At 45.1% G+C, this 22,545-nt stretch carries 23 protein-coding genes; all 23 read left to right on the forward strand.

Annotation, left to right across the window (positions count from 1 at the left end):
• Window positions 1-5: 5 nt before the first annotated feature.
• The 23 genes from flhB (at window position 6) to rseP (ending at window position 22,490) form a co-directional block, all read left to right on the forward strand.
• The gene (gene flhB, locus AC1S8V_RS11340) at window positions 6-1,088 is read left to right on the forward strand and encodes a flagellar biosynthesis protein FlhB (protein ID WP_482073671.1); all 1,083 of its coding nucleotides are present in this window, start codon (window positions 6-8) and stop codon (window positions 1,086-1,088) included.
• Window positions 1,089-1,113: 25 nt separating this feature from the next.
• The gene (flhA, locus tag AC1S8V_RS11345; RefSeq protein WP_482073672.1) at window positions 1,114-3,147 is read left to right on the forward strand and encodes a flagellar biosynthesis protein FlhA; all 2,034 of its coding nucleotides are present in this window, start codon (window positions 1,114-1,116) and stop codon (window positions 3,145-3,147) included.
• Window positions 3,144-4,496, forward strand: a complete 1,353-nt coding sequence (gene flhF, locus AC1S8V_RS11350; RefSeq protein WP_482073673.1) for a flagellar biosynthesis GTPase FlhF — start codon at window positions 3,144-3,146, stop codon at window positions 4,494-4,496. Before flhA ends, flhF begins: the two co-directional genes overlap by 4 nt.
• Entirely contained in the window at window positions 4,493-5,380 is an 888-nt protein-coding gene (locus tag AC1S8V_RS11355) for a MinD/ParA family protein (protein WP_482074460.1), read from the forward strand. The genes flhF and AC1S8V_RS11355 overlap by 4 nt, the downstream gene beginning before the upstream one ends.
• Window positions 5,381-5,412: 32 nt before the next feature.
• Window positions 5,413-6,855, forward strand: a complete 1,443-nt coding sequence (locus AC1S8V_RS11360; protein ID WP_482073674.1) for a chemotaxis protein CheB — start codon at window positions 5,413-5,415, stop codon at window positions 6,853-6,855.
• 32 nt (window positions 6,856-6,887) lie between these two features.
• Window positions 6,888-8,960, forward strand: a complete 2,073-nt coding sequence (locus AC1S8V_RS11365) for a chemotaxis protein CheW (RefSeq protein ID WP_482073675.1) — start codon at window positions 6,888-6,890, stop codon at window positions 8,958-8,960.
• Between the two features lie 41 nt (window positions 8,961-9,001).
• A complete protein-coding gene (locus AC1S8V_RS11370; RefSeq protein ID WP_145318865.1) occupies window positions 9,002-9,463 on the forward strand; it encodes a chemotaxis protein CheW in 462 nt (153 codons plus the stop codon).
• A 10-nt stretch (window positions 9,464-9,473) separates the two neighbouring features.
• Window positions 9,474-10,094, forward strand: coding sequence for a chemotaxis protein CheC (locus AC1S8V_RS11375; RefSeq protein WP_482073676.1), 621 nt, complete (start codon window positions 9,474-9,476; stop codon window positions 10,092-10,094).
• Window positions 10,087-10,584: a chemotaxis protein CheD gene (locus AC1S8V_RS11380; RefSeq protein WP_482073677.1), complete on the forward strand. Its 498-nt coding sequence runs from the start codon at window positions 10,087-10,089 to the stop codon at window positions 10,582-10,584. The genes AC1S8V_RS11375 and AC1S8V_RS11380 overlap by 8 nt, the downstream gene beginning before the upstream one ends.
• A gap of 4 nt (window positions 10,585-10,588) precedes the next feature.
• Window positions 10,589-11,032 (forward strand): hypothetical protein, encoded by a 444-nt coding sequence (locus AC1S8V_RS11385; RefSeq protein ID WP_482073678.1) that lies wholly within the window; start codon window positions 10,589-10,591, stop codon window positions 11,030-11,032.
• Between the two features lie 15 nt (window positions 11,033-11,047).
• Window positions 11,048-11,836, forward strand: a complete 789-nt coding sequence (locus tag AC1S8V_RS11390) for a FliA/WhiG family RNA polymerase sigma factor (protein WP_145318858.1) — start codon at window positions 11,048-11,050, stop codon at window positions 11,834-11,836.
• 61 nt (window positions 11,837-11,897) lie between these two features.
• Window positions 11,898-13,307, forward strand: a complete 1,410-nt coding sequence (locus AC1S8V_RS11395) for a DUF342 domain-containing protein (RefSeq protein ID WP_482073679.1) — start codon at window positions 11,898-11,900, stop codon at window positions 13,305-13,307.
• A 52-nt stretch (window positions 13,308-13,359) separates the two neighbouring features.
• Window positions 13,360-13,674 carry a hypothetical protein gene (locus AC1S8V_RS11400; protein WP_482073680.1) on the forward strand — a complete coding sequence of 105 codons (315 nt, stop codon included), beginning with the start codon at window positions 13,360-13,362 and terminating at the stop codon, window positions 13,672-13,674.
• 63 nt (window positions 13,675-13,737) lie between these two features.
• Entirely contained in the window at window positions 13,738-14,322 is a 585-nt protein-coding gene (locus tag AC1S8V_RS11405) for a hypothetical protein (protein ID WP_482073681.1), read from the forward strand.
• Between the two features lie 3 nt (window positions 14,323-14,325).
• A complete protein-coding gene (locus tag AC1S8V_RS11410) occupies window positions 14,326-14,952 on the forward strand; it encodes a hypothetical protein (protein ID WP_482073682.1) in 627 nt (208 codons plus the stop codon).
• Window positions 14,953-15,249: 297 nt separating this feature from the next.
• Window positions 15,250-15,948 carry a 30S ribosomal protein S2 gene (gene rpsB / locus AC1S8V_RS11415; RefSeq protein ID WP_017689155.1) on the forward strand — a complete coding sequence of 233 codons (699 nt, stop codon included), beginning with the start codon at window positions 15,250-15,252 and terminating at the stop codon, window positions 15,946-15,948.
• Window positions 15,949-16,063: 115 nt separating this feature from the next.
• The gene (gene tsf, locus AC1S8V_RS11420; protein ID WP_062833819.1) at window positions 16,064-16,714 is read left to right on the forward strand and encodes a translation elongation factor Ts; all 651 of its coding nucleotides are present in this window, start codon (window positions 16,064-16,066) and stop codon (window positions 16,712-16,714) included.
• 230 nt (window positions 16,715-16,944) lie between these two features.
• A complete protein-coding gene (gene pyrH, locus AC1S8V_RS11425; protein WP_482073683.1) occupies window positions 16,945-17,673 on the forward strand; it encodes a UMP kinase in 729 nt (242 codons plus the stop codon).
• Window positions 17,673-18,227, forward strand: a complete 555-nt coding sequence (frr, locus tag AC1S8V_RS11430; protein ID WP_017689152.1) for a ribosome recycling factor — start codon at window positions 17,673-17,675, stop codon at window positions 18,225-18,227. Before pyrH ends, frr begins: the two co-directional genes overlap by 1 nt.
• A gap of 89 nt (window positions 18,228-18,316) precedes the next feature.
• Window positions 18,317-19,084: an undecaprenyl pyrophosphate synthase gene (gene uppS, locus AC1S8V_RS11435; RefSeq protein ID WP_482073684.1), complete on the forward strand. Its 768-nt coding sequence runs from the start codon at window positions 18,317-18,319 to the stop codon at window positions 19,082-19,084.
• Window positions 19,085-19,100: 16 nt separating this feature from the next.
• Complete coding sequence (locus AC1S8V_RS11440; protein ID WP_482073685.1) at window positions 19,101-19,895, forward strand: phosphatidate cytidylyltransferase; 795 nt, start codon at window positions 19,101-19,103, stop codon at window positions 19,893-19,895.
• 70 nt (window positions 19,896-19,965) lie between these two features.
• Complete coding sequence (locus AC1S8V_RS11445) at window positions 19,966-21,105, forward strand: 1-deoxy-D-xylulose-5-phosphate reductoisomerase (RefSeq protein ID WP_482073686.1); 1,140 nt, start codon at window positions 19,966-19,968, stop codon at window positions 21,103-21,105.
• Window positions 21,106-21,218: 113 nt separating this feature from the next.
• Complete coding sequence (gene rseP, locus AC1S8V_RS11450; protein ID WP_482073687.1) at window positions 21,219-22,490, forward strand: RIP metalloprotease RseP; 1,272 nt, start codon at window positions 21,219-21,221, stop codon at window positions 22,488-22,490.
• The last annotated feature ends 55 nt before the right edge of the window (window positions 22,491-22,545 follow it).

Raw genomic sequence — 22,545 nt, forward strand, 5'->3', positions numbered from 1 at the left:
CACGGATGAAACTTCAACTCGACCTCCAGTTGTTTTCAGGGGAGAAGACGGAGAAAGCTACCCCGAAAAAAAGACAGGATACACGAAAAAAAGGACAGGTTGTCAAAAGCGCTGAACTATCTGGCGCATCCATTCTCCTATTCGCGTTTTTGATCATGATGGTATTCAGCAATTTCTATAAAGAACGTGTAGTTCGTCTGTTTACAGATATCTTCATCAATCGATTGAGTATGGAAATCACCGGAGAGAATGTGATGGCGCTTATGATGCGCTATGGCATTGAAGTTTTGTTATTGATCGCTCCCGTTTTGCTGGGTGCGGTACTGGTTGCTTTGATCGTTAACTACATGCAAGTTGGTTTTCTTCTTGTAGGGGAAGGTTTGAAGCCAAAACTTGAGAAACTGGACCCGATTAAAGGCTTCAAAAATATTTTCTCTCTCCGCTCATTAGTGGAATTTGCTAAATCCATTTTGAAAATGTCGATTATCGGTTATCTCGTTTACAGTACAATTACGGGCTACCAGTCAGATATTGCATCACTTTCTCATTTTTCATTGGATGCTATTTTACATTTCGCTGCGTCGATCACTTTAAGTCTTGGTGTCAAGATTGCAGTGGCATTGATGATACTTGCGATATTTGATTACATGTATCAGAAGTATGATCATGAGAAGAAAATCCGCATGTCCAAGCAAGACATCAAGGACGAGTACAAGAAAATGGAAGGTGATCCGCTGATCAAAGGTAAAATCCGGGAACGTCAGCGTCGTATGGCTATGCAGCGTATGATGCAGGAAGTGCCGAATGCGGATGTAATCATCACGAACCCGACCCACTTTGCGGTTGCGCTAAAGTATGAAGGTTCCGAGATGGAGGCACCGCAGATTATTGCCAAAGGTCAGGACTATGTTGCCTTACGTATTAAGGAAATTGCCAAAGAAAACGGTGTTATTACGATGGAAAACAAGCCGTTAGCACGGGCATTGTTCCAGAGAGCCGAGATTGGTGACGCCATACCGGCCGATTTGTTTCAAGCGGTAGCCGAAGTGCTGGCTTATGTATATAAACTAAAGGGCAGAATGAAATAAAAGGGGATCGGAGGCCGTACATTCATTGAAAACGAAAGATTTAGCTGTCCTTGCGGGTATTATCGGCATTGTGTTGATGATGATTCTTCCGATCCCAGCCTGGTTGTTGGACTTGTTACTCGTCGTCAATATATCACTTGCACTCATGATTTTACTCGTGGCAATGAACAGCAAGGAAGCACTGCAATTTTCCATATTTCCTGCGTTGCTGTTGATTACAACATTATTCCGATTAGCACTCAACATATCAACCACGAAATTAATTCTCGGGGATGGTAGTGCTGGAGCCGTAGTTGCTACCTTTGGTAGTTGGATTGCCGGAGGGCAAATTGCAATTGGATTTGTTGTGTTTTTGATCCTGGTTGTTGTTCAGTTTATCGTAATCACGAAGGGGTCGGAACGTGTAGCTGAAGTTGCTGCACGATTCACCCTCGATGCGATGCCAGGTAAACAAATGAGTATTGATGCGGATCTGAATGCAGGTCTAATTAACGAACAACAAGCTCGTGAACGTCGTTCCAAGATTGAACGCGAAGCCGATTTCTATGGAGCTATGGACGGTGCAAGTAAATTTGTCAAAGGTGATGCGATTGCGAGCATTATCATTCTGTTAATCAATCTAATTGGTGGATTTATTATTGGTATGACTGTTCATGGTATGTCTTTTCAAGATGCCATGTCAACATACTCGGTATTGACCATTGGAGATGGCTTGGTCAGTCAGATCCCTGCTCTCTTAATTTCGACAGCAGCAGGACTGATCGTCACGAGAGCATCGTCAGATGGGAACTTGGCAGATGATATTACGGGGCAGTTATTTACATACCCGATTCTCATTTACATTGTAGCTTTCGTTATTGCCATGCTAGGTTTCTTTACACCAATTCATGTTATTACTACGCTTCCGTTGGCAGGTGTATTGGCATTTGCCGCTTGGCGCATGCAGAATAATCTGAACTTGAAACAGGAAGCGGAAGAACAGTTGGAAGAAGAACAGCAGATTGAAGAGGTCAGAAGCCCTGAAAGTGTAATTAACCTGCTTCAGGTTGACCCTATTGAGTTTGAATTTGGTTATGGTCTAATTCCACTGGCTGATAACCAGCAGGGTGGGGACTTACTGGATCGGATCATTATGATCCGGAGACAGTGTGCTCTTGAACTGGGGTTGGTGGTTCCGGTCATACGGATTCGGGATAACATCCAGCTCAGACCCAATGAGTATGTTATCAAAATCAAGGGCAATGTGGTAGGCGGCGGAGAACTGTTGTTGAATCATTACCTTGCCATGAGTCCTGGTTATGAAGAGGAGTCTGTGACGGGGATTGAAACAACAGAGCCAGCTTTTGGACTTCCAGCACTATGGATTGATGAAGTAACCAAAGACAGAGCGGAACTTGCAGGGTATACAGTCGTAGATCCGCCTTCCGTTGTGGCTACCCATCTGACGGAACTGATTAAGAAGCATGCGCATGAGTTACTTGGAAGACAAGAGACGAAAGCACTTGTTGATAATCTCAGAGAAAACTATTCTGCGCTGGTGGATGAACTGATTCCTTCTCTACTCTCCATTGGTGATGTGCAGAAAGTGCTCGCGAAATTATTGCGTGAGAAAATATCCATCCGTGACATGGTAACCATCTTCGAGACACTTGCTGACTATGGAACGTATACAAAGGACCCTGATGTGTTGACTGAATATGTCAGACAATCCCTCTCACGTCAGATTACTCAGCAGTTCTCACAAAAAGGTGAGACACTTCGCGTGATCACGGTTGGACCTGGTCTTGAGAAGAAAATTGCTGAAAGTGTGCAACAATCGGATCAAGGCAGCTATCTTGCACTAGACCCTGTATCTACACAAAGTGTGTATCAGAAGCTAAGTGAACAAGTCAACCGTTTGATTCAATCGGGGCAACAGCCTGTTGTATTAACTTCTCCAACCATTCGAATGTATCTGCGTCAGGTTATTGAACGTACTATGCAGGACATTCCTGTCCTTTCCTACAGCGAGTTGGAGCCGAATGTTGAAATTCAAAGTATCGGGGTGGTGAACTTATGAGAGTAAAACAATACGTTGTTGAGACCATGCCCGAAGCTATGCTTCAAATTCGCAAAGACCTGGGAAGTGATGCCGTCATTCTGTCCACCAAAGAGATTAAGGTGGGCGGTGTGATGGGAATGTTCCGCAAAAAAAGGATCGAAGTTGTAGCTGCAGTGGATAAAGAAGAAAACAAACAAACGACGAACCCAGTACAAAATCAATTTACACCTGTACCTCGTGCATTTGTACCTGAGGCCTATCGGCAAACAGCTCGTTCGTTTGTTGCGGCTTCTGATGAGTCGGCTACAACGAATACAGCTGATCAGAATGCTCAGGAAAAATCTGCGGCTGCGCTGTCTATGTTTGAATCGAGTAATATCGGTTCAAACATAGACAGCGGCTCAGGTTCTTCGAGCACTGATCATAAACCGCGACCGCAAGGGGCGGATTTTTCGGGTTCAACAACTGCCACTAAGCAAACGGGCTCAGATCTGCAGCAGGATAAGTTAATGACTGAATTGCAGGATCTTAAACAGATGGTGACCAGGCTTTCCAAGCAAGGTACTTCTGCGGACCCTGTGCCAGAAGCATTGCACGCAATCAGAGAACGTTTGACAGAACAAGATGTTTGGCCTGAGGTATGGGAATCCTGGTTCAATTCCATCCAAGCAAAATTGTCTGAGAATGGATTAAATGAACAGGAAGCAGAACAAGCGGTAAAGCTTGAGGTCATGCACTTTTTGGAACAACGTATCGAAGAAGGCATTCTTCCTACCACTCGAATCGTCTACGTGGCTGGACCAACCGGTGTAGGAAAAACCACGACAATTGCGAAATTGGCTGCTGAACAGATGTTCAAAAAACAGCGTAAAGTTGGATTTATTACATCAGATACGTATCGGATCTCGGCAGTAGAACAGCTTAGAACGTATGCATCCATTCTGAATGTACCACTTGAGGTGGTACAATCGCCCGGTGATACACAGCGTGCAATTTCTCGATTAGAGAATTGTGACTTAATCTTTATGGATACTGCAGGTAGAAACTACAGAAATGAATTACTTGTCTCAGAACTGCAAAGTTTGCTTGCTCCTGTGGAGAATAGTGAAACTTTTCTGGTCATGAGTATGACTTCCAAAAGTGCTGATATGGTTCAGATCACAGAACATTTCAGTAAATATGGCCTGGACAAGGTGATTTTCACCAAAATGGATGAGACCGGAAGCTGCGGTCCGCTATTTAACCTGTTGCATCGTTTTCCACTCAAGCTTGCATATGTGGCAAATGGACAAAATGTTCCAGACGATTTGTTGAAACCGGAAGCAGATTCATTGTCTAAACAGTTGCTGGGAGAATGGACACAATGAAGGATCAGGCAGCCACACTTCGAAGTATGGTCTCCGCGCCATTGGAAATGGAAGGCATTGAGCGAGATATTCGATCCTCCAAAATCATCACTGTAGCCAGTGGTAAGGGAGGTGTTGGGAAATCCAATTTTACACTGAACTTTGCCTTGGCATTGCAGGCTTTGGGGCAGAAGGTACTTGTATTTGATGCCGATATTGGAATGGCTAATATTGATGTTCTTATGGGTACGTCTTCTTCCTATAATCTTTACCACCTGTTGTACCGACAAAAATCCATAAGGGAAATCATACAACTGGGTGCCAGTGGCTTACCTTACATTGCTGGAGGATCGGGCATGAAAGAGTTGTTCTCATTGTCTGATCGTGACCTGGAGTTTTTCGCCAGTCAAGTCGAGGATATTGCCCAGGAAATGGATTATGTCATCTTTGACACTGGGGCAGGGCTCTCCAGAGAGAATATGAAGTTCATCGGTGCTGCCGATGAATGCCTGATTATAACCACACCTGAACCGACTTCAATAACCGATGCTTATGCTTTAGTCAAAGTTATGCACGGCCAGGAAAATGCTACGCCCTTTCGGATGATCGTTAATCGGGTGGAAGACGAACGAGAAGCGGAACGGGTGGCAGATAAAATAGCTGGAGTGGCAAGGCGGTTTTTGCAGACGGATATTCCGCTGCTTGGGTATATTTCTGAAGACGCCCAGGTAGTCAAGGCGGTTAAAAGGCAAATGCCCTATAGCCTGGCTTATCCCAATGCCAAAGCCTCCAAAGATATAGAGAAACTTGCTCTTCGTTATCTGGCTGTACCTGCAACTCCGGGATCCGGAACCTTGACAGGAATCAGGGGATTTATGAATAAGTGGCTTAAACGGACAACATGATTTCTGAATAAAGGAAACAGGGGTGACACAACATGGCGGTGTATCAAGTATTGGTTGTCGATGATTCCGCTTTTATGCGTAAGATTGTTACGGATTTGATCCAATCGGATCCGGAATTCAAGGTCACGGCAACGGCATCAAACGGTAGAGAAGCGATTCAAAAATCACTAGAATTGAAACCCGATATTATTACAATGGACGTTGAGATGCCCGAAATGAATGGGTTGGATGCGTTAAAATCAATTATGAAGGAATCCTTCGTTCCTGTGATTATGCTCTCTGGTATCAATGAACAAGGCATGAAAGAAACGATTATGGCACTTGAAGCCGGGGCATTTGACTTCATTCGCAAACCATCTATTTCACATGACCAGGATATTGCTCAAGTCGGTAAAGCCTTAGTTGAGCGCATGCGTGCTGCGATGAATGAGATCAAAAGAAAAGCTGATCGTGAGTTATCCATGAAAAATAGAGACATGTTGCGAGGAGCAGTTGCTCCCCCAACTCAGCCAGTGCAGAAAGAAATGCCGGCCAGGGATCGAGCGGAGCCTGTGAAAAAAACGATCGAACCTGCACAGACGAGTCAACGCTCTCTTCGGGAGCAGACTGAAGTCTTTCAGGCCAAATCTAAGAAACCAATTGAACCATTATCACCTCCGAAACCAGGCCGAGTAGAGAATAAACCGGAGCCTTTGCCGAAGGCAGAGCGTAATTCGGGGACGAATGCAGATAAAGCAGTGAGGTCAGTTAACCCAGTACAGACTCCGAAGGAAGTTCGACTACCTAATGCAGCTAGAGTGGCAGCTGATCAAATAGCAGCAACCTCTGCCTCTGCAAAAGCCAAGGATGTAATCAAGCCTAATCCTGTCCCCAAAGGTGCAGGGGGGATGGAAGGACCATTCAACAAGCTTGTGGCAATAGGTTGTTCTACGGGTGGACCGAGGGCTCTCAAGACATTGCTTGAGCAGTTGCCTGCTGATTTGCCGGCACCGGTCATTATTGTGCAGCATATGCCGCCCAATTTCACACGTTCTCTGGCTCAACGATTGAATACGTTCAGTCCACTGCATGTGGTTGAAGCTGAAGAGGGCATGGTTCTGAAAAAAGGAACCGCCTATATAGCACCCGGCGGATTCCATGTGAAAGTTAACAAAACAGCAGACGGGAAGTTTATCGTGAAGCTGACTGAAGACCAGCCAGTGAATGGGCATAGACCTTCAGTGGATACGATGTTTGAGTCACTTCTGCCGTTTACATCTTTACAAAGGCATCTTGTTTTGCTAACGGGAATGGGAAGTGATGGAGCACGTATGATGAAGAGATTATACGAAGCTGGAGTTACATCAACCTTTGCCGAGAATGAAGAAACATGTGTTGTATATGGTATGCCGCGTTCTGCTGTAGAGCTGCAATGCGTTCGTCATCTTCTGCCACTGCAGGAGATTGCTTCTAAACTTGTTCAAGCAGTGAAATAACTGAGTGTAACTCACGAAGGAGGTGCCTCACAATGGACATGAACCAATATCTATCCATGTTTATTGATGAGTCTAATGATCATCTGCAATCCCTTAACGAAAACATGCTTCAACTTGAAGGCAATCCGGAAGATCTGGGAATAGTTCAGGTTATATTCCGCTCAGCTCATACCCTGAAGGGTATGGCGGCAACAATGGGCTTCGAAGATTTGGCATCACTGACACACAAAATGGAAAATGTGCTGGACCTTGTGCGGAATGAGAAGTTGAAGATGCAAGATTACATTTTTGATACTCTGTTCAAGAGTCTGGACGCCTTGGAAACTATGGTTCAGGATATTACCGAGGGTGGGCAAGGTAAAGCGGATGTGTCCTCTATCGTAGCTTCACTTCAGGCAATTGAAAATGGTGAAATTACAAACGGAGATGCTCCTGCAACTGATAAAAACAAGCCGGCTAACGCTTCAATTTCTTCGGCTGTCGAGCTGGATGAATTCCAATATTCTGTGCTGGATCAGTCGATCGCCGAAGGTCATCGTGTGTTCTACGTGGATGTGCTTGTTAGCGAGCATAGCCAGTTAAAAGGTGTACGGGCTTATATGGTCTTTGATATGCTGGAACGTTCAGGTGAAGTTGTTAAGGCTTACCCATCCGTTCAGGATATTGAGCAGGAGAAGTTTGAGCGCAGTTTCTCGTTGTATTACATAACAACTAAAGAGGCGCACGAACTGGAAGAAGGCATCATGAGTATCTCTGAAATTGAAAGTGCAAAGCTCATTCAACTGGATCAGGAGACTCTTCAGCAGATGGCCAATCAGGTAGCAGCTACAGTTGAAGCGCCACCCGCACCAACAACTGTAGCTGAGGTTCTTTCGCCGGATAAGAATTCTGTATCCAAAGAAGAAGCCACGACGGCGCCAGCGAAAACAGCTGCACCGAAGCAAGCTGCTGCACCTTCACGTACCATTCGTGTGGATATTGAACGTCTCGACGTATTGATGAACCTGTTCAGTGAATTGTTGATTGACCGTTCACGTCTGGAGCAACTGGCCAGTGAGACAGGCAACAATGATTTATCCGATACAGTAGCTCATTTAAGTCGAGTTAGCACAGATTTGCAAAATATTGTACTGAAACTGCGGATGGTTCCGGTAGATACCGTATTTAATCGATTCCCGCGTATGATCCGTGATCTGGCTAAGACACTTGATAAAAAAATCGATCTAGTGATTACAGGTGCTGAGACGGAACTGGACCGTACGGTAATTGATGAGATTGGTGATCCGCTTGTGCATTTACTGCGTAACGCGGTTGACCATGGTGTGGAATCCATTGCAGAGCGTGTAGCTGCAGGTAAACCAGAGATGGGTACAGTAAACCTGCGTGCCTTCCACAGTGGAAATCACGTATTTATCGAGATTGAAGATGATGGTAAAGGTATCTATCGCGACAAGCTTTTGAAAACCGCGATCAAACGTGGTGTTGTAACCGAAGAACAAGGTGCCAAGATGAGTGACGATGAAGTGAATCAACTGTTGTTCGCACCTGGTTTTAGTACTGCTGATATTATCTCGGATATCTCCGGCCGGGGTGTTGGCTTGGATGTAGTAAAATCGAAGATCACTTCGCTTGGCGGTAATGTAACGATTCATTCAACTCCAGGCAAAGGCACAAACTTCTCTGTTCAGCTTCCGTTGACACTATCCATTATTGCTGCAATGCTTGTACGACTTGGTTCAGAGAAATACGCTGTTCCGTTATCCTCCATTGTAGAGACGGCCATTGTACAACGTGAGCAAGTTCGTAATATTCACGGCAATAAAATGATCACGTTCCGTGAGTCACTGATTCCGTACTTGTCCTTGAGCGAAGTTTTCTCTGTACCGGATTTCAATGATGCTGATGAGCAGGAAACCGAAATTGTCGTGATTCGCAAAGGTGACCGTCTTGCAGCCGTAGCTGTTGAGGAATTTATTGGACAGAGTGAGATTGTTCTCAAATCAATGGGAACCTATCTCCCTGCTATTGAAGGAATCTCTGGAGCAACCATTCTCGGAGATGGACAAGTAGCCCTGATTCTTGATCCTAATGCATTTATTAAATAAGCATATAGCTAAGTCTTACATTTAATAGGGAGGTTTTTTACATGGAAGAAGAGTTGAAAGTCATCGTCTTTAAATTGGGTTCCGAAGAGTATGGTATTGAGGTAGACAAGGTTCAGACGATCGAGCGCATGATGCCAATTACCCGTGTTCCCAAAACACTTTCCTTTGTAAAAGGAGTCATTAATCTACGCGGTGTTGTAATTCCGGTCATTGATCTACGCGGTCGTTTCTCCCTTCCGGAATCGGAGTATACGGATCAGACTCGTATTGTTATCGTAGGTGTAGATGACATGCAAGTTGGCTTTATCGTAGATTCTGCCAATGATGTTATTGATATCAAGAGCAGTGCCATCGATAGCCCACCAGAAGTGGTTGGCGGCGTCAAAGCTAGATACCTGCGTGGCGTGGCCAAATTGGAGGATTCACGCTTGCTGATCATGCTCAACTTGAACGAAGTATTAAATAAAAGCGAGATTGTACAGCTGGAAAGTGTTGAGGGCTAGTACCGTGAAGATGTTCAACCGATTTGAGGTATTCCAGATGGATGTGCTCAAAGAGGTCGGTAACATTGGAGCAGGCAACGCCGCAACGGCGTTGTCTCAACTCCTCAACAGACCGATTGACATGGGGGTACCTACAGTACAAATGCTCCCTTTTGAAGAAGTCGCTGAAAAAGTGGGCGGAGATGAACGCATCGTTGTTACCGTATTTCTTCGTGTAGAAGGGGAAGCACCGGGAAATCTTTTCTTTATGATGACACCCGATGCTGCTAAAATGTTGTTGAATAGACTTGCCGGGTTTGATCTGAAAGAAGGACTCGCTTTCACGGATATGGAGCAATCCGCGCTTTCCGAAATTGGAAATATCTTGGCTGGATCATATCTTTCTTCTCTGGCAGATTTCACGAAGTTGTCCATGTACCCAACCGTTCCTGGACTTGCCATTGACATGGCAGGTGCCATTCTGAGCTATGGCTTGCTGCAATTCGGCGAGATGGGTGACGCTGCATTGTTGATTGACACCTCTTTCTTTGAAGGTGAAGATCAGGTTGAGGGTCAATTTTTCCTGATTCCGGATCCGCCATCATTTGCAAAGATATTTGAATCGCTAGGGGTGCCACTGAGCCATGATTGAAGACAAAAGCGTCGTTAAAGTCGGTATGGCGGATTTAAATATCGCTCATCTTCCTGGCGTAATCCGTACGACTGGCCTCGGCTCGTGTGTGGGATTAACAATGTATGACCCACAGTTGAAGCTGGCTGGAATGGCGCATGTCATGCTTCCTACTTCAGAGATCGCACGTGAAGGGAAACTGAACACAGCTAAATATGCGGATACGGCGTTGCCTGAGCTTTTGGAAAAAATGATAAAACTAGGCGCTTCTCACTCACGTATTGTGTCTAAAATGGCCGGAGGCTCTCAGATGTTTGCCTTTGCTGGTGCTGGGGATACGATGCGTATTGGACCACGGAATGCAGATTCTTGTCGAGAGTGGTTACAAAAGCTCAAGATCCCTCTTCTTGCAGAAGATACGGGTGGAAATTATGGACGAACGATCGAAATGGATTGTGAAACTGGACTTTTGACTATTCGAAGCGTACAAATGGGTGTAAAGGAATTATAAGACTATGATAGGAAACTACCGCATTAATCTTGGAGCAGGCATCGTTGGATTCATTCTTACTTTTTTTGTAGCGTACAGCAATAATGTGATGATGACCAGTTTAATTCGCGGATTGATCGGATTCGTAGCCTGGTTTGTCCTTGCATATGGCTTACGCTGGGGATTGGGATTGCTGTTGAACCCTCAGGCCGAGGGAAATGGGTATGGTTATGATTCACCAAGTGCTCAAGATCAAAGAGGTTCACAGGTGGACATCAAACTCGAAGATGATGGACAAGAGCTGAATGACTTGCTCAAGAGTGGACAGAACGCCTCCTCTGGGGATAATATTCCGCCATCTGAGACGAAAGCTCCAACGGGATTCGCCCCTTTGGATCCGCCTAAACTTGTCCGGACCAAGGATCCGGAGGAATTGGCGCAGGCCGTTCGTCACCTGACAGACAAATAAGGAGGGTGAAAGCAATTGAACGAGCGTAAAGCTTCACATTTGAACCATTCTGATCTATGGGAAAAGTGGAAAGAACATGGAGATCTTGAAGCCAAGAAAAATTTGATTGAAAAGTATCTTCACATTGTAAATTATGTTTCGGGTCGCCTGGCTGTCGGCTTGCCTAAAAATGTTCCCAAAGATGACTTGGAGAGTAATGGCGTTATGGGGTTGATTGATGCTTTGGAGAAGTTCGACTATGAACGAGGTCTCCAATTTGAAACCTATGCATCATGGAGGGTCCGCGGAGCCATACTTGACGGTCTGCGTCAAGGGGATTGGGTTCCGCGTTCTGTTAGGGAGAAGGCCAAGCGGATTGAGGACGCCTACCAACAGCTGGAACAAAGTTATCTCAGATCCGTTAGTGATGAGGAAATGAGTCAGTATCTGGATGTGTCGACCAAAGATTTTCAACATATGCTTCAGGAAGTGGCAGTCATGTCACTATGCTCGCTGGAAGACCCGATTCGTGAAGAAGAGTCTGAGACACGTCTGTCTTTGATGGTGGATGAAAAAGCCAAAAATCCGGATTATAAAGTGAATGAGTTTTATTTGAAGGAAGCATTGGTGCAAGGGCTTGACAAGTTGACGGTAAAAGAGCGAACGGTCGTTTCACTCTTGTATTACGAAGATCTTTCTCTTAGTGAAATTGCGGAGGTCATGTCTCTTTCTCCGTCTCGTATATCCCAGTTACATTCCAAGGCAATATTACGACTACGCGGCACGTTGGACAAACAGAAAGATTTGTTGATGCGTAAGGATTAATAGAGAAAAGTAATACATTGGAGTTTGGGGAGTGGAAAGTCTAAAAGGAGGAAGAATTGCGGTGACACAACGGACTGCTTTGGAACAATGTTTAAACATTGTTTTATCGGACGACAAATGCACAGCCTACCTTGAATTTTCCAAAGAGGAAGAAGGCTTTGCCTGCACGATTGATGAACTTGAACAATTTGTGGCGAACAAGGGCATCAAACAAGGTGTTTTGCGAGAGGCATTATTACTTTTGGTGAGTAACCCTGAAATCTATTTGAAAGATAAATATAAGATTGCTGAAGGTGTCGCTCCCATTCAAGGAACAGATGGCTTCATCAAGGTCCTGGTAGGGATGGACGATACAAATGAACGACGACCTCTCGAATCGGAAGATGGAACTGTCGATTATAAAGAAGTGACCCGGTTAAACAATGTTCGTAGTGGTCAGATCATTGCAGAGCGAATTGCTCCTGTCGATGGCATACCAGGCAGGGCAGTAACAGGTGAGGAAATTCCTTATCGTCCTGGTAAAGAAGCTCGGTTTAAAGTTGGGAAAAACGTAGTGATTAACCCGGATGGATCTGCTATGTATGCAGCGCTGGACGGGCTGGTTACCAAAACAGATGGTAACAAACTGAATGTATTTCCGGTCTATGAAGTTAATGGAGACGTTGACTATAATAATGGCAATATTGACTTTGTGGGCACGGTTGTCATACGAGGTAACGTACTTACCGGATTTAAAGTAAAAGCAGCAGGTGATATTCGTGTCGTCGGAGGTGTCGAAGGAGCCGAACTGGAAGCAGGTGGCTCAATCGAAATTACCGGTGGCATTATTGGTTATAACAAAGGACTGGTACAAGCAGGCCATAATGTTAAATGTACGTTTATTCAAGAAGGCAACGTGGATGCCGGTGAAGATGTTCTGGTTTCCCAAAGTATTATGCATTCCAATATTCGTGCTGGCCATGGTGTCATCTGTGCAGGAACCAAAGGTCTTATCGTTGGTGGCTCGATTCAGGCAGGTCAGAACGTATCAGCGCGTGTTGTAGGTAACAGTATGTCCACTGTCACTGTTATTGAAGTTGGTGTGTTGCCGAAGCTGCGTAACGAACTGAATGATTTGCGCAAGGAAGTCAGAGAGCAGATGGATTCCTTGGACAAAACAAAGAAAGCTTTGACATTGCTGGATCAGTTAGCTGCCGCAGGACAATTAACTCCGGATAAGATGTCGATGCGAATCAAGCTAAGTGCTACGCAGAAATCTGCTCTTCGTATAAGTGAAGAAACGAAAATGCGCATCTTTGAAATTGAAAAGGCACTTGAAGATACAAGTAATGCTCGTGTTGATATTTTGAAGACGATTTATGAAGGGTCTAAAATAGTTATCGGCAGATACACGAAATTTATTAAAGATCCAGTCAGTCGAATTTCATTTTATTATCACGATGGCGATATTACGATGGTTCCATACGTTTAAGTACAGCATTCAGGCACATGAAGAAATCCATTCGAAACCGTGAGGTGAGCGTATGAGTTTCAAAGCAGTGGAGTTGCAGATTGCGGTACCACGAACAAGCGAGGCGGGACGCTATCAAAGTGAAGCCCAGCAAAGACCGATTACGGATCAGAATCTATTGGCAGAGCAAACGTCGAAAGAAGCAAATGAAGCAAGGCAACGTAGTGAAGCAATGGATGAAACTTCACAAACTTCGGTGCGTGATGGTCATACTAATGATGGAAATCAGCAGAGTGGCTCCAATGGACAGCAGACGGCTGAAGTTCAGGAAACCGTCAAACCTGCCGAGCACCCTTATAAAGGAAAACACATTGATCTGTCTCTGTAATAGATGATTTGATGGACTGCAGTTTTACGCACCGATGGTTGAATCAGAAGGAGAGAACCGAATTTGTCACCATGGATCATTATTGTCATATTAGGGGCCTGCGCCATTGCCTACGCATATATCATGCCCCGGAAAAACAAGGCGCAGGAGCCGGGGCATCAACTGGTGCAAGAGATGGAATCTACGCTTGAACATTACATGACCGAGATTGAAAATGATAATGACGCTCTCATTCAGCGTGTAGCTGAAATGAAAGGAGAAGCGACAGCAGCCGATCAGCGTATGCAATTACAACTCCAGGAGTTACAGCAGCGGTTGGATCAGTTGGAACAGAGCAAAATGAACGAACCCGTTGCATCACCAGTTCAACATCCAGGTAATGTGCCGGTACAAGCTTCCGGAGGTTTGCAAGCACAAGCGCTTGTGAAAAGTGTACAAGCAGAAGCGGCCCAGCAGGCGCAAGAAGCAGACCTTCAGAGGAGCAAGACAGATTCCATTCCTCAACGTGAATCGATTAAAGAGCGATATGCAGAACTTTTTAATTTACATGCAGAGGGTAAGTCAATGGATGCCATCTCCAAGCAAACAGGCATTCAACGTGGAGAAGTACAATTAATACTGCAACTTGCCGAACGGGAGGAGAGCTGAGTCATGGACAAGCGATCCTTATGGATTGGATTGGGGAGTGGTATGATCGTTGGTGCAGTTTTGCTTCAACTGGCAACAGTGGGACAGAATGCATTATCGGATAGTAACCTTGACCCCGAGAAGACCGCCAATATGACCAAAGAACAACTTGAAACGGCCGCGAGAAGTTTGGACATGAAGTTGATAGATTCTGAGGAGGAACTTTACACAGAAGCAGAGTGGGTGGAGAAGAAAAAACAGGAGAGCAGCGAATTGCAGGGAGGTACAGCAACACCGCCTGAGACAGCAACCACTACAGAAACACCTACCGAACCTGAGAAGCCACAAGAGCCTGCTACAAGTGAAGGTGAAGAGCAGAAAGAAATAACGGAGCCGAAGACCACTGAACCTTCAACGCCGAGTAATCCGAAAGGCGCAACGGTTTCATTCAAAGTACGTTCAGGCAATAGTCTGGCGATCGTTGCAGAAAACCTGAAAACAGCTGGAATCGTTGATGATGCTCAAGCGTTCATCAAGGCTGGCAAAGCTGAGCGAATCAACACTAAAATCCAAGTCGGTACTTATGCGCTCGAAAAAGGCGAAAGTTTCAAATCCATTATCGCAAAAATTACGAAAGAACCGTCAAGCTGAGCGTGCTCGGACAGGACGGTTTTTTGTGTATTTAATCGTGCGTTTTGAAAACTTGATAATATATAGTGCTGAGTACCAGATCACGTTTGAATTGCTTCGAATAGTAGCAAAAAGTATAAAGGAGATTTTTGTTTCAAAGACTGTTGCATCAGGCAGTCAGTTATGCTATATTAGATAACGGTGTTAAAACACACGCATGTGCTAATTTTGTTGAGGGTGCTTTCCTTTTGGAGAGTCTTGGCGAAAAATGATGCCGGCGGAGGACACAATAAAAACCATATTAGGAGGTGTGTGAAGATGGCAGTAATCTCCATGAAGCAGCTTCTCGAAGCTGGGGTACACTTCGGTCACCAAACTCGTCGTTGGAACCCAAAAATGGATCGTTATATCTTCACTGAAAGAAACGGAATTTACATCATCGACTTGCAAAAGACGGTGAAAAAAGTCGAAGAGGCTTACAACTTCGTTAAAGGAATCGCAGGAGAGAATGGTAAAATTCTTTTCGTGGGTACTAAGAAACAAGCTCAAGATTCCGTTAAAGAAGAAGCTGAACGTGCTGGTCAATTCTACATTAACCAACGCTGGCTCGGCGGTACCCTGACTAACTTCCAAACCATTCAAAAACGTATTGATCGTTTGAAACAATTGGAAGCTTGGGAAGAAGACGGTACATTCGCTGTATTGCCTAAAAAAGAAGTAATCTTGCTCCGCAAAGAAAAAGATCGTCTTGAGAAATTCTTGGGCGGTATTAAAAATATGAAAGGCCTGCCAAGCGCCCTGTTCATCATCGATCCACGCAAAGAGCGTATCGCTGTTGCGGAAGCTCGCAAATTGGGTATCCCAATTGTAGGTATCGTTGATACTAACTGCGATCCGGACGAGATCGATTATGTTATCCCGGGTAATGACGACGCGATCCGCGCTGTTAAATTGCTGACAGGTAAAATGGCTGATGCTGTAATCGAAGCTAACCAAGGCGAAGAAACTTCCGCTTAATAGATTCGAACATATGCAACAAACTAAATGAAAAGGGTGGTTGGCAGGTGGATAACCTCTCACTGCCCTTTTTTTAGAGTGTACGTACAATACTTAATTTTGGAGGGAATTTATAATGGCAGTTAATGCGAGTGCAGTAAAAGAACTTCGCGAAAGAACAGGCGCTGGTATGCTTGATTGCAAAAAAGCACTGGAAGAAGCAAACGGTGATGTAACGAAAGCAGCTGAATTGTTGCGTGAGAAAGGTCTTTCTGCAGCAGCAAGCAAAGCAGGCCGTGCAGCAACTGAAGGCGTTGTAGAATCTTACATCCACGCTGGTGGACGTATTGGCGTTCTGGTTGAAGTTAACTGTGAAACAGACTTCGTTGGTAAAACGGATCAATTTAAGGATTTCGTTAAAGATGTAGCTATGCAAATCGCTGCAGCTAATCCTAAATTCGTTACACGCGAAGAAGTTCCTACAGAAGAGCTGGAAAAAGAAAAAGAAATTTTGAAAGCTCAAGCTCTTAACGAAGGCAAACCAGAGAAAATCATTGAAAAAATGGTTGAAGGCCGTATCGGTAAATACTACGAAGAATATTGCCTGATGGAACAAACCTTCGTTAAAGATCCAGACAAAACGATTTCCCAATTGCTGAATGAAAAAATCAGCCAAATCGGTGAAAACATCTCCATCCGTCGTTTCGTTCGTTACGAACTGGGTGAAGGTCTTGAGAAAAAAGTAGACAACTTCGTAGAAGAAGTTATGTCCCAAGTAAACAAATAAGACGTTTTTCTAAACCGGCAAGCAAGATTGATTTCGAAGATATAAGAATGATAAAACTTCGAAGCGTAAACTCCCTTATATCTCAGGAAAACATTGCCTTACCGGTTAAACGTTTTTCCTAAAAGAGCGGAACACAACTGTGTTCCTTTCTTTTTAAGCAGGAGGCCATGCGCGAGAAGTTTTGTTGATTGAACACCGAGCGTGTTCAATTCAAAGTGGAGGGTGAATAATTGGAACAGCCAGTATTTAAACGTGTTGTCTTAAAGGTCAGCGGAGAGTCACTTTCCGGTCAAAACGGCTACGGTATTGATGCAGAGACGATCTCGTCGATTGCCCAACAGGTAAAAGAGGTTGTTGCACTTGGTGTACAGGTTGCTATTGTGTGTGGCGGCGGAAACATCTGGCGTGGAATTGCTGGTAGCGAGAAAGGCATCGATCGGGCAACAGCCGATTATATGGGTATGCTGGCGACGGTAATGAACTCGCTCGCACTGCAGGATGCATTGGAACAGATTGAAGTGCCTACACGTGTACAGACATCTATTGCAATGCAGCAAATTGCAGAGCCTTATATTCGTCGTAGAGCTATTCGTCATCTGGAGAAAGGCCGGGTCGTTATTTTTGCAGCAGGTACAGGTAACCCGTTCTTTTCCACGGATACAACAGCAGCACTGCGCGCAGCGGAGATTGAAGCAGAAGTTATCTTGATGGCCAAAAATAAAGTCGATGGTGTATACTCAGCAGATCCGTTTAAGGACAGCACAGCTGTGAAGTTTGATCAGTTGACTTATATGGATATTCTTAACAAAGACCTTGGTGTAATGGATTCGACGGCATCCTCGCTTTGTAAGGACAACAACATCCCGTTGATCGTATTTGCCATTACGGAACAAGGTAACATCAAACGTGTTGTTCTGGGCGAACGTATCGGAACAATCGTTAAAGGGAGTGTAGATTAATGCCACAAGCGGTTAAACAACATGCCGAAGAGCGTATGGAAAAAGCAATTCAAGCATTGCGTCGTGACCTGGCTACTTTGCGTGCAGGCCGTGCAACTCCGGCTCTTCTGGACCGAATTCAGGTAGAGTATTATGGAGCAATGACGCCATTGAATCAACTCGCTAATATCAGTACTCCGGATTCCCGTACACTGATGATTCAGCCGTGGGACAAATCTTCCATGGGTGATATCGAGCGTGCCATCATGAAATCGGATCTGGGTCTTACTCCAGCGAATGATGGTAGCATGATCCGTCTGTCTATTCCGGCATTAACGGAAGAGCGCAGAGCGGAACTTGTGAAGCTGACGAAGAAGTTCGGTGAAGAAGGTAAAGTAGCGATTCGTAACATTCGCCGTGACGCGAATGATGACATCAAGAAAATGGAGAAGTCAGACATTTCCGAGGATGAATCACGGAGACATCAGGACGACATCCAAAAATCGACCGACAAGTTTATTGCTGAAGTCGATAAGGTACTTGCTGCCAAAGAAAAAGAAATCATGGAAGTGTAAGACAAGCGCAGCCCCTCCAATACGGTGGGGTTTTGTCTCTTTTTCCAAGCTTCAGATGAAGAAACTTCAGGGATTTTGGAGGAACAGGAATGATCAAACGGGTTCGGTCGTGGTGGAATGGGGCTGACAAGCAGGAAACGCTGACTATATCCGAGGACAATATCCCGCAGCACGTCGCCATCATCATGGACGGCAATGGACGATGGGCCAAACGTTTGGGACTCCCGCGTATAGCCGGGCACCAAAATGGCATGAAGGCGGTCAAACGTGCGACCATCGCGGCGGATGAACTGGGCATCAAATATCTGACGATGTACGCTTTTTCGACAGAAAACTGGACGCGTCCAAAAGAAGAAGTGGATTTTCTGATGGGACTTCCGCAAGAATTTCTGGCTATTGAGCTGGATGAACTTATAGAAAAAAATGTGCGCATTCGCATGATGGGCCAAGAGGAACATTTACCTTCTCATACCATCAATGCCTTGCGGGAAGCCATTCGTCTTACGGAACATAATACAGGTCTTGTTTTGAACTTTGCAATGAACTATGGAAGTCGTCGGGAAATGACGGACTGTGTTAAACAGATTGCTCTGCAGGTGAAATCGGGGGAACTATCGGCAGAGGACATAACACCTGAACTCATTGATAGACATATGCTGACGGTTGATATGCCCGATCCGGATTTGCTGATCCGGACGAGCGGAGAGTTGAGATTAAGCAACTTTATGCTTTGGCAACTTGCATATAGTGAATTATGGTTTACGGATATATACTGGCCCGAATTTGGCAAAAAGCATTTGCTTGAAGCAGTAGCCGAATATCAGCGCAGAACAAGGCGTTACGGCGGTTTGAAATAGATGGAGGATGAAGCCGTTGAAACAGCGATTAACGACAGGAATCATAGCAGGTGTGTTGTTTTTAGGTTTTTGCATGCTGGGCGGACCCTGGTACCATGGTTTGGTATTGCTTATGGCTCTCATCGGTTATTATGAATTTGTTAAAATGACCGGGGTGATGCCTTTTTCGGGTGTGGCCCTGATTGGATATGCTGGTGTTTTTGCCATTGTGTTTCCTTGGGAAATGCTTTGGGAGGCAAGACCGCTATCCTTATTTCAGGTCATCTGGATTGTAATGCTTGTACTGATGACAGCTTCGGTTGTCACTAAGAATAAGATTCCCGTGAATACAGTGGCCATGCTTTTCCTCGGCGTGCTGTATATAGGGATCGGTTTCTATTACATTGCAGAATCCAGACATCTGCATCATGGGTTGTTCTGGACGTTCCTGTTGCTGGGCTCCATATGGGCCAGTGATGCAGGGGCTTATTTTGTAGGGAAACTAATGGGTAGAAACAAACTGTGGCCTTCCATCAGTCCAAACAAAACGGTGGAGGGTGCACTGGGTGGCATCGCGATTGCAATTGTTACTTCTGTTGTTTTTGCATTAGTATCAGATGGTTTACTTTCCTGGCAGAGAGCGATTGTGATCGGAATTGCCTGTGCAGTCGTAGGTCAGATGGGTGACTTGATCCAGTCTGCATACAAACGTGTATATAATATCAAGGATTCAGGCAGTCTTCTCCCAGGGCATGGGGGCATTCTTGATCGGTGCGACAGCTGGATTGTTGTTTTTCCATTCGTACATATACTAATGCTACTGCCCTACTAAAGAAGAACATGAGTCTGAGATAACAGCATTGTTCGCCGTAGGCATTGGATAATTAAAGATGAGGTGCAGCATGAAAAAAATTGCAATTCTCGGGTCGACCGGTTCCATTGGAACCCAGACACTGAATGTAGTTGACATGCATCCAGAACTCTTTCAAGTGGAGGGACTGGCTGCCGGAGGCAATATAGACCTGCTGATCGAACAAACCAAACGTTACCAACCGAAGAAAGTATCGGTAGGCTCCAAAGAATTGGCGGAGAAGGTAGCTCCACATTTGCCTGCAGGAACGCAACTGTTTTATGGCACAGAAGGACTCGTAGAAGTTGCGGCAGGAACCGATGCGCATACGGTTGTTACAGCGGTAGTAGGGAGTGTAGGGCTTGAGTCAACGCTTGCTGCTATTGACGCTGGTAAACATATCGGACTTGCCAATAAGGAAACACTGGTTACGGCCGGGCATATTGTTACTACAAGAGCTGCTGCAAAGGGCGTTTCTTTACTGCCTATTGATAGTGAGCACTCTGCTATATACCAGTGCTTAAATGGTGAAAACAGAGAACGTATGACAGGGATCACGCTGACCGCTTCAGGAGGATCATTTCGCGATCTTACCCGTGAACAGTTGAAAAACGTGACGATAGAGGATGCGCTTAAACATCCAAATTGGTCAATGGGCTCCAAAATCACGATAGACTCCGCAACGATGGTAAACAAGGGACTTGAGGTTATTGAAGCACATTGGTTATTTGGTCTTCGTTATGATCAAATTGATGTATTGCTTCACCCGGAGAGTGTAATTCATTCCTATGTGGAATTTGATGACACGAGCATCATCGCTCAACTGGGTAATCCGGATATGCGAGTTCCCATTCAATATGCGCTGACTTACCCTGACCGTTTGCCATCACCAGCCCAGCGTCTGTCTCTTGCTCAGGCTGGGAAATTACATTTCCGCGAGATGGATATGGAACGCTTCCCATGTTTAAGAATGGCGTATGAGTGTGGTAAAATGGGAGGAACCGCAACAACGGCGTTTAATGCAGCCAACGAGGTTGCTGTAGCCCGTTTCTTGCGTAAAGAGATTTCATTCCTTAAAATAGAAGATATTATTGCTTCTGTGCTGGAAGCACACCACAATGTGGACGAGCCTGATCTGCAGGAGATTGCCCGATGTGATCAGGAGAGTCGTAGGTTTGCGTCCAGTCTGTAATCTCTTTTTTCATAAGAAAATGGAAGAAGTGATTCTCTTGTGCGGCATCAGAGAATAATGATAATCTAGAGGGACAGACTGCGGTATGTGCCGTGAAGGAGGATGGATAGGGATTGGAAACCATACAAGTGGTATTTCTAACGGTGCTCATGTTCTTTGTCATCGTGACGGTTCATGAATGGGGGCATTATTACTTTGCCAAACGCGCCGGTATTCTTGTACGGGAATTTGCGATCGGTTTTGGTCCCAAATTGTTCTCATATAAAAGAAACGAGACCCAGTTTACATTGCGTTTGTTGCCTTTTGGTGGATATGCACGGATGGCAGGGGAAGATCCGGAACTGGTAGAAATCCAGGAAGGACAGACTATTGCGGTAAGATCAGCGGATGACCAGGTGAAGATGATTTATCTGGACCAGCTGGATAACCGTAAAAATGTAATACGTGGTGAAGTCATCTCCATTGATATGGAGAAGGCCCTGAAACTGCAACTGGATGTAGATGGTGAAATTCAGGAGTATCGCATACATCCCCAAGCAATGTTGGTGAGTCGTGGCAAACAAACACAGATTGCACCGAAAGATCGCCAATTCGGCAGCAAAACCGTTGGGCAGCGTGCATTGGCTATTTTTGCGGGACCCCTGATGAACTTTATTTTGGCCTTTGTGCTGTTTGCTGTATATGCGCAGATGGCAGGAGTTCCAGTGGAAAACCCGAAAAATCTTGAAATTGGTGAAGTGCTTGAAGGTGGGGCAGCCGATCAGGCGAACCTGCAAAAGGGCGATATTATTGAAACCATCAATGGTACTGCTATGGGTACGGATTCACAAAAAATGGTGACAATGATTGCTGATTCCAAAGACAAGCCGATGGAGTGGACGCTGCGTCGGGGGAGTGAAACGTTTAATATAACGATTACTCCACGTGCCGTAGAAGGACAAGAGGGCGGAAAAGTGGGAATCGTACCTACGTTACCTACCCGATCTGTTGGATTTGTAGAGACATTTACAGTATCGGGCGTAGCAATGGTTGATACAACTAAAGTGATATTTGAAGGTTTCAAACATCTAATCAATCAATTTAACATGGATGATATTGGTGGTCCGGTTCGTACATTTGAAGTGACAGGACAGATTGCAAAACAAGGAATTGAGCAGTTAACGAGATGGGCAGCCATTTTGAGTTTGTATCTTGGAATTTTCAACCTTTTACCAATTCCTGCACTGGACGGCAGCCGTCTTGTATTTTTGGGGATTGAAGCGCTGCGGGGCAGACCTGTTGATCCAAATCGCGAAGGCATGGTGCATTTCATCGGATTTGCGATGTTGTTTGTGTTGATGCTGGCAGTAACTTACAATGATATATTACGTTTAATTAACGGATAATTACGTTTGGACTACGCTCTGAGCATTCAGAGATAGTCGTTATGGGAGGACGCTG

The organism is Paenibacillus sp. B46(2026) (genome assembly GCF_056786355.1).

What these genes read in the sequence shown, in the direction of transcription:
- flhB (WP_482073671.1), top strand. Translation starts at nt 6, where the DNA reads ATGAAACTTCAACTCGACCTCCAGTTGTTTTCAGGGGAGAAGACGGAG.
- flhF (WP_482073673.1), top strand. Translation starts at nt 3,144, where the DNA reads ATGAGAGTAAAACAATACGTTGTTGAGACCATGCCCGAAGCTATGCTT.
- AC1S8V_RS11355 (WP_482074460.1), top strand. Translation starts at nt 4,493, where the DNA reads ATGAAGGATCAGGCAGCCACACTTCGAAGTATGGTCTCCGCGCCATTG.
- AC1S8V_RS11360 (WP_482073674.1), top strand. Translation starts at nt 5,413, where the DNA reads ATGGCGGTGTATCAAGTATTGGTTGTCGATGATTCCGCTTTTATGCGT.
- AC1S8V_RS11365 (WP_482073675.1), top strand. Translation starts at nt 6,888, where the DNA reads ATGGACATGAACCAATATCTATCCATGTTTATTGATGAGTCTAATGAT.
- AC1S8V_RS11370 (WP_145318865.1), top strand. Translation starts at nt 9,002, where the DNA reads ATGGAAGAAGAGTTGAAAGTCATCGTCTTTAAATTGGGTTCCGAAGAG.
- AC1S8V_RS11375 (WP_482073676.1), top strand. Translation starts at nt 9,474, where the DNA reads ATGTTCAACCGATTTGAGGTATTCCAGATGGATGTGCTCAAAGAGGTC.
- AC1S8V_RS11380 (WP_482073677.1), top strand. Translation starts at nt 10,087, where the DNA reads ATGATTGAAGACAAAAGCGTCGTTAAAGTCGGTATGGCGGATTTAAAT.
- AC1S8V_RS11385 (WP_482073678.1), top strand. Translation starts at nt 10,589, where the DNA reads ATGATAGGAAACTACCGCATTAATCTTGGAGCAGGCATCGTTGGATTC.
- AC1S8V_RS11400 (WP_482073680.1), top strand. Translation starts at nt 13,360, where the DNA reads ATGAGTTTCAAAGCAGTGGAGTTGCAGATTGCGGTACCACGAACAAGC.
- AC1S8V_RS11410 (WP_482073682.1), top strand. Translation starts at nt 14,326, where the DNA reads ATGGACAAGCGATCCTTATGGATTGGATTGGGGAGTGGTATGATCGTT.
- rpsB (WP_017689155.1), top strand. Translation starts at nt 15,250, where the DNA reads ATGGCAGTAATCTCCATGAAGCAGCTTCTCGAAGCTGGGGTACACTTC.
- tsf (WP_062833819.1), top strand. Translation starts at nt 16,064, where the DNA reads ATGGCAGTTAATGCGAGTGCAGTAAAAGAACTTCGCGAAAGAACAGGC.
- frr (WP_017689152.1), top strand. Translation starts at nt 17,673, where the DNA reads ATGCCACAAGCGGTTAAACAACATGCCGAAGAGCGTATGGAAAAAGCA.
- uppS (WP_482073684.1), top strand. Translation starts at nt 18,317, where the DNA reads ATGATCAAACGGGTTCGGTCGTGGTGGAATGGGGCTGACAAGCAGGAA.
- AC1S8V_RS11445 (WP_482073686.1), top strand. Translation starts at nt 19,966, where the DNA reads ATGAAAAAAATTGCAATTCTCGGGTCGACCGGTTCCATTGGAACCCAG.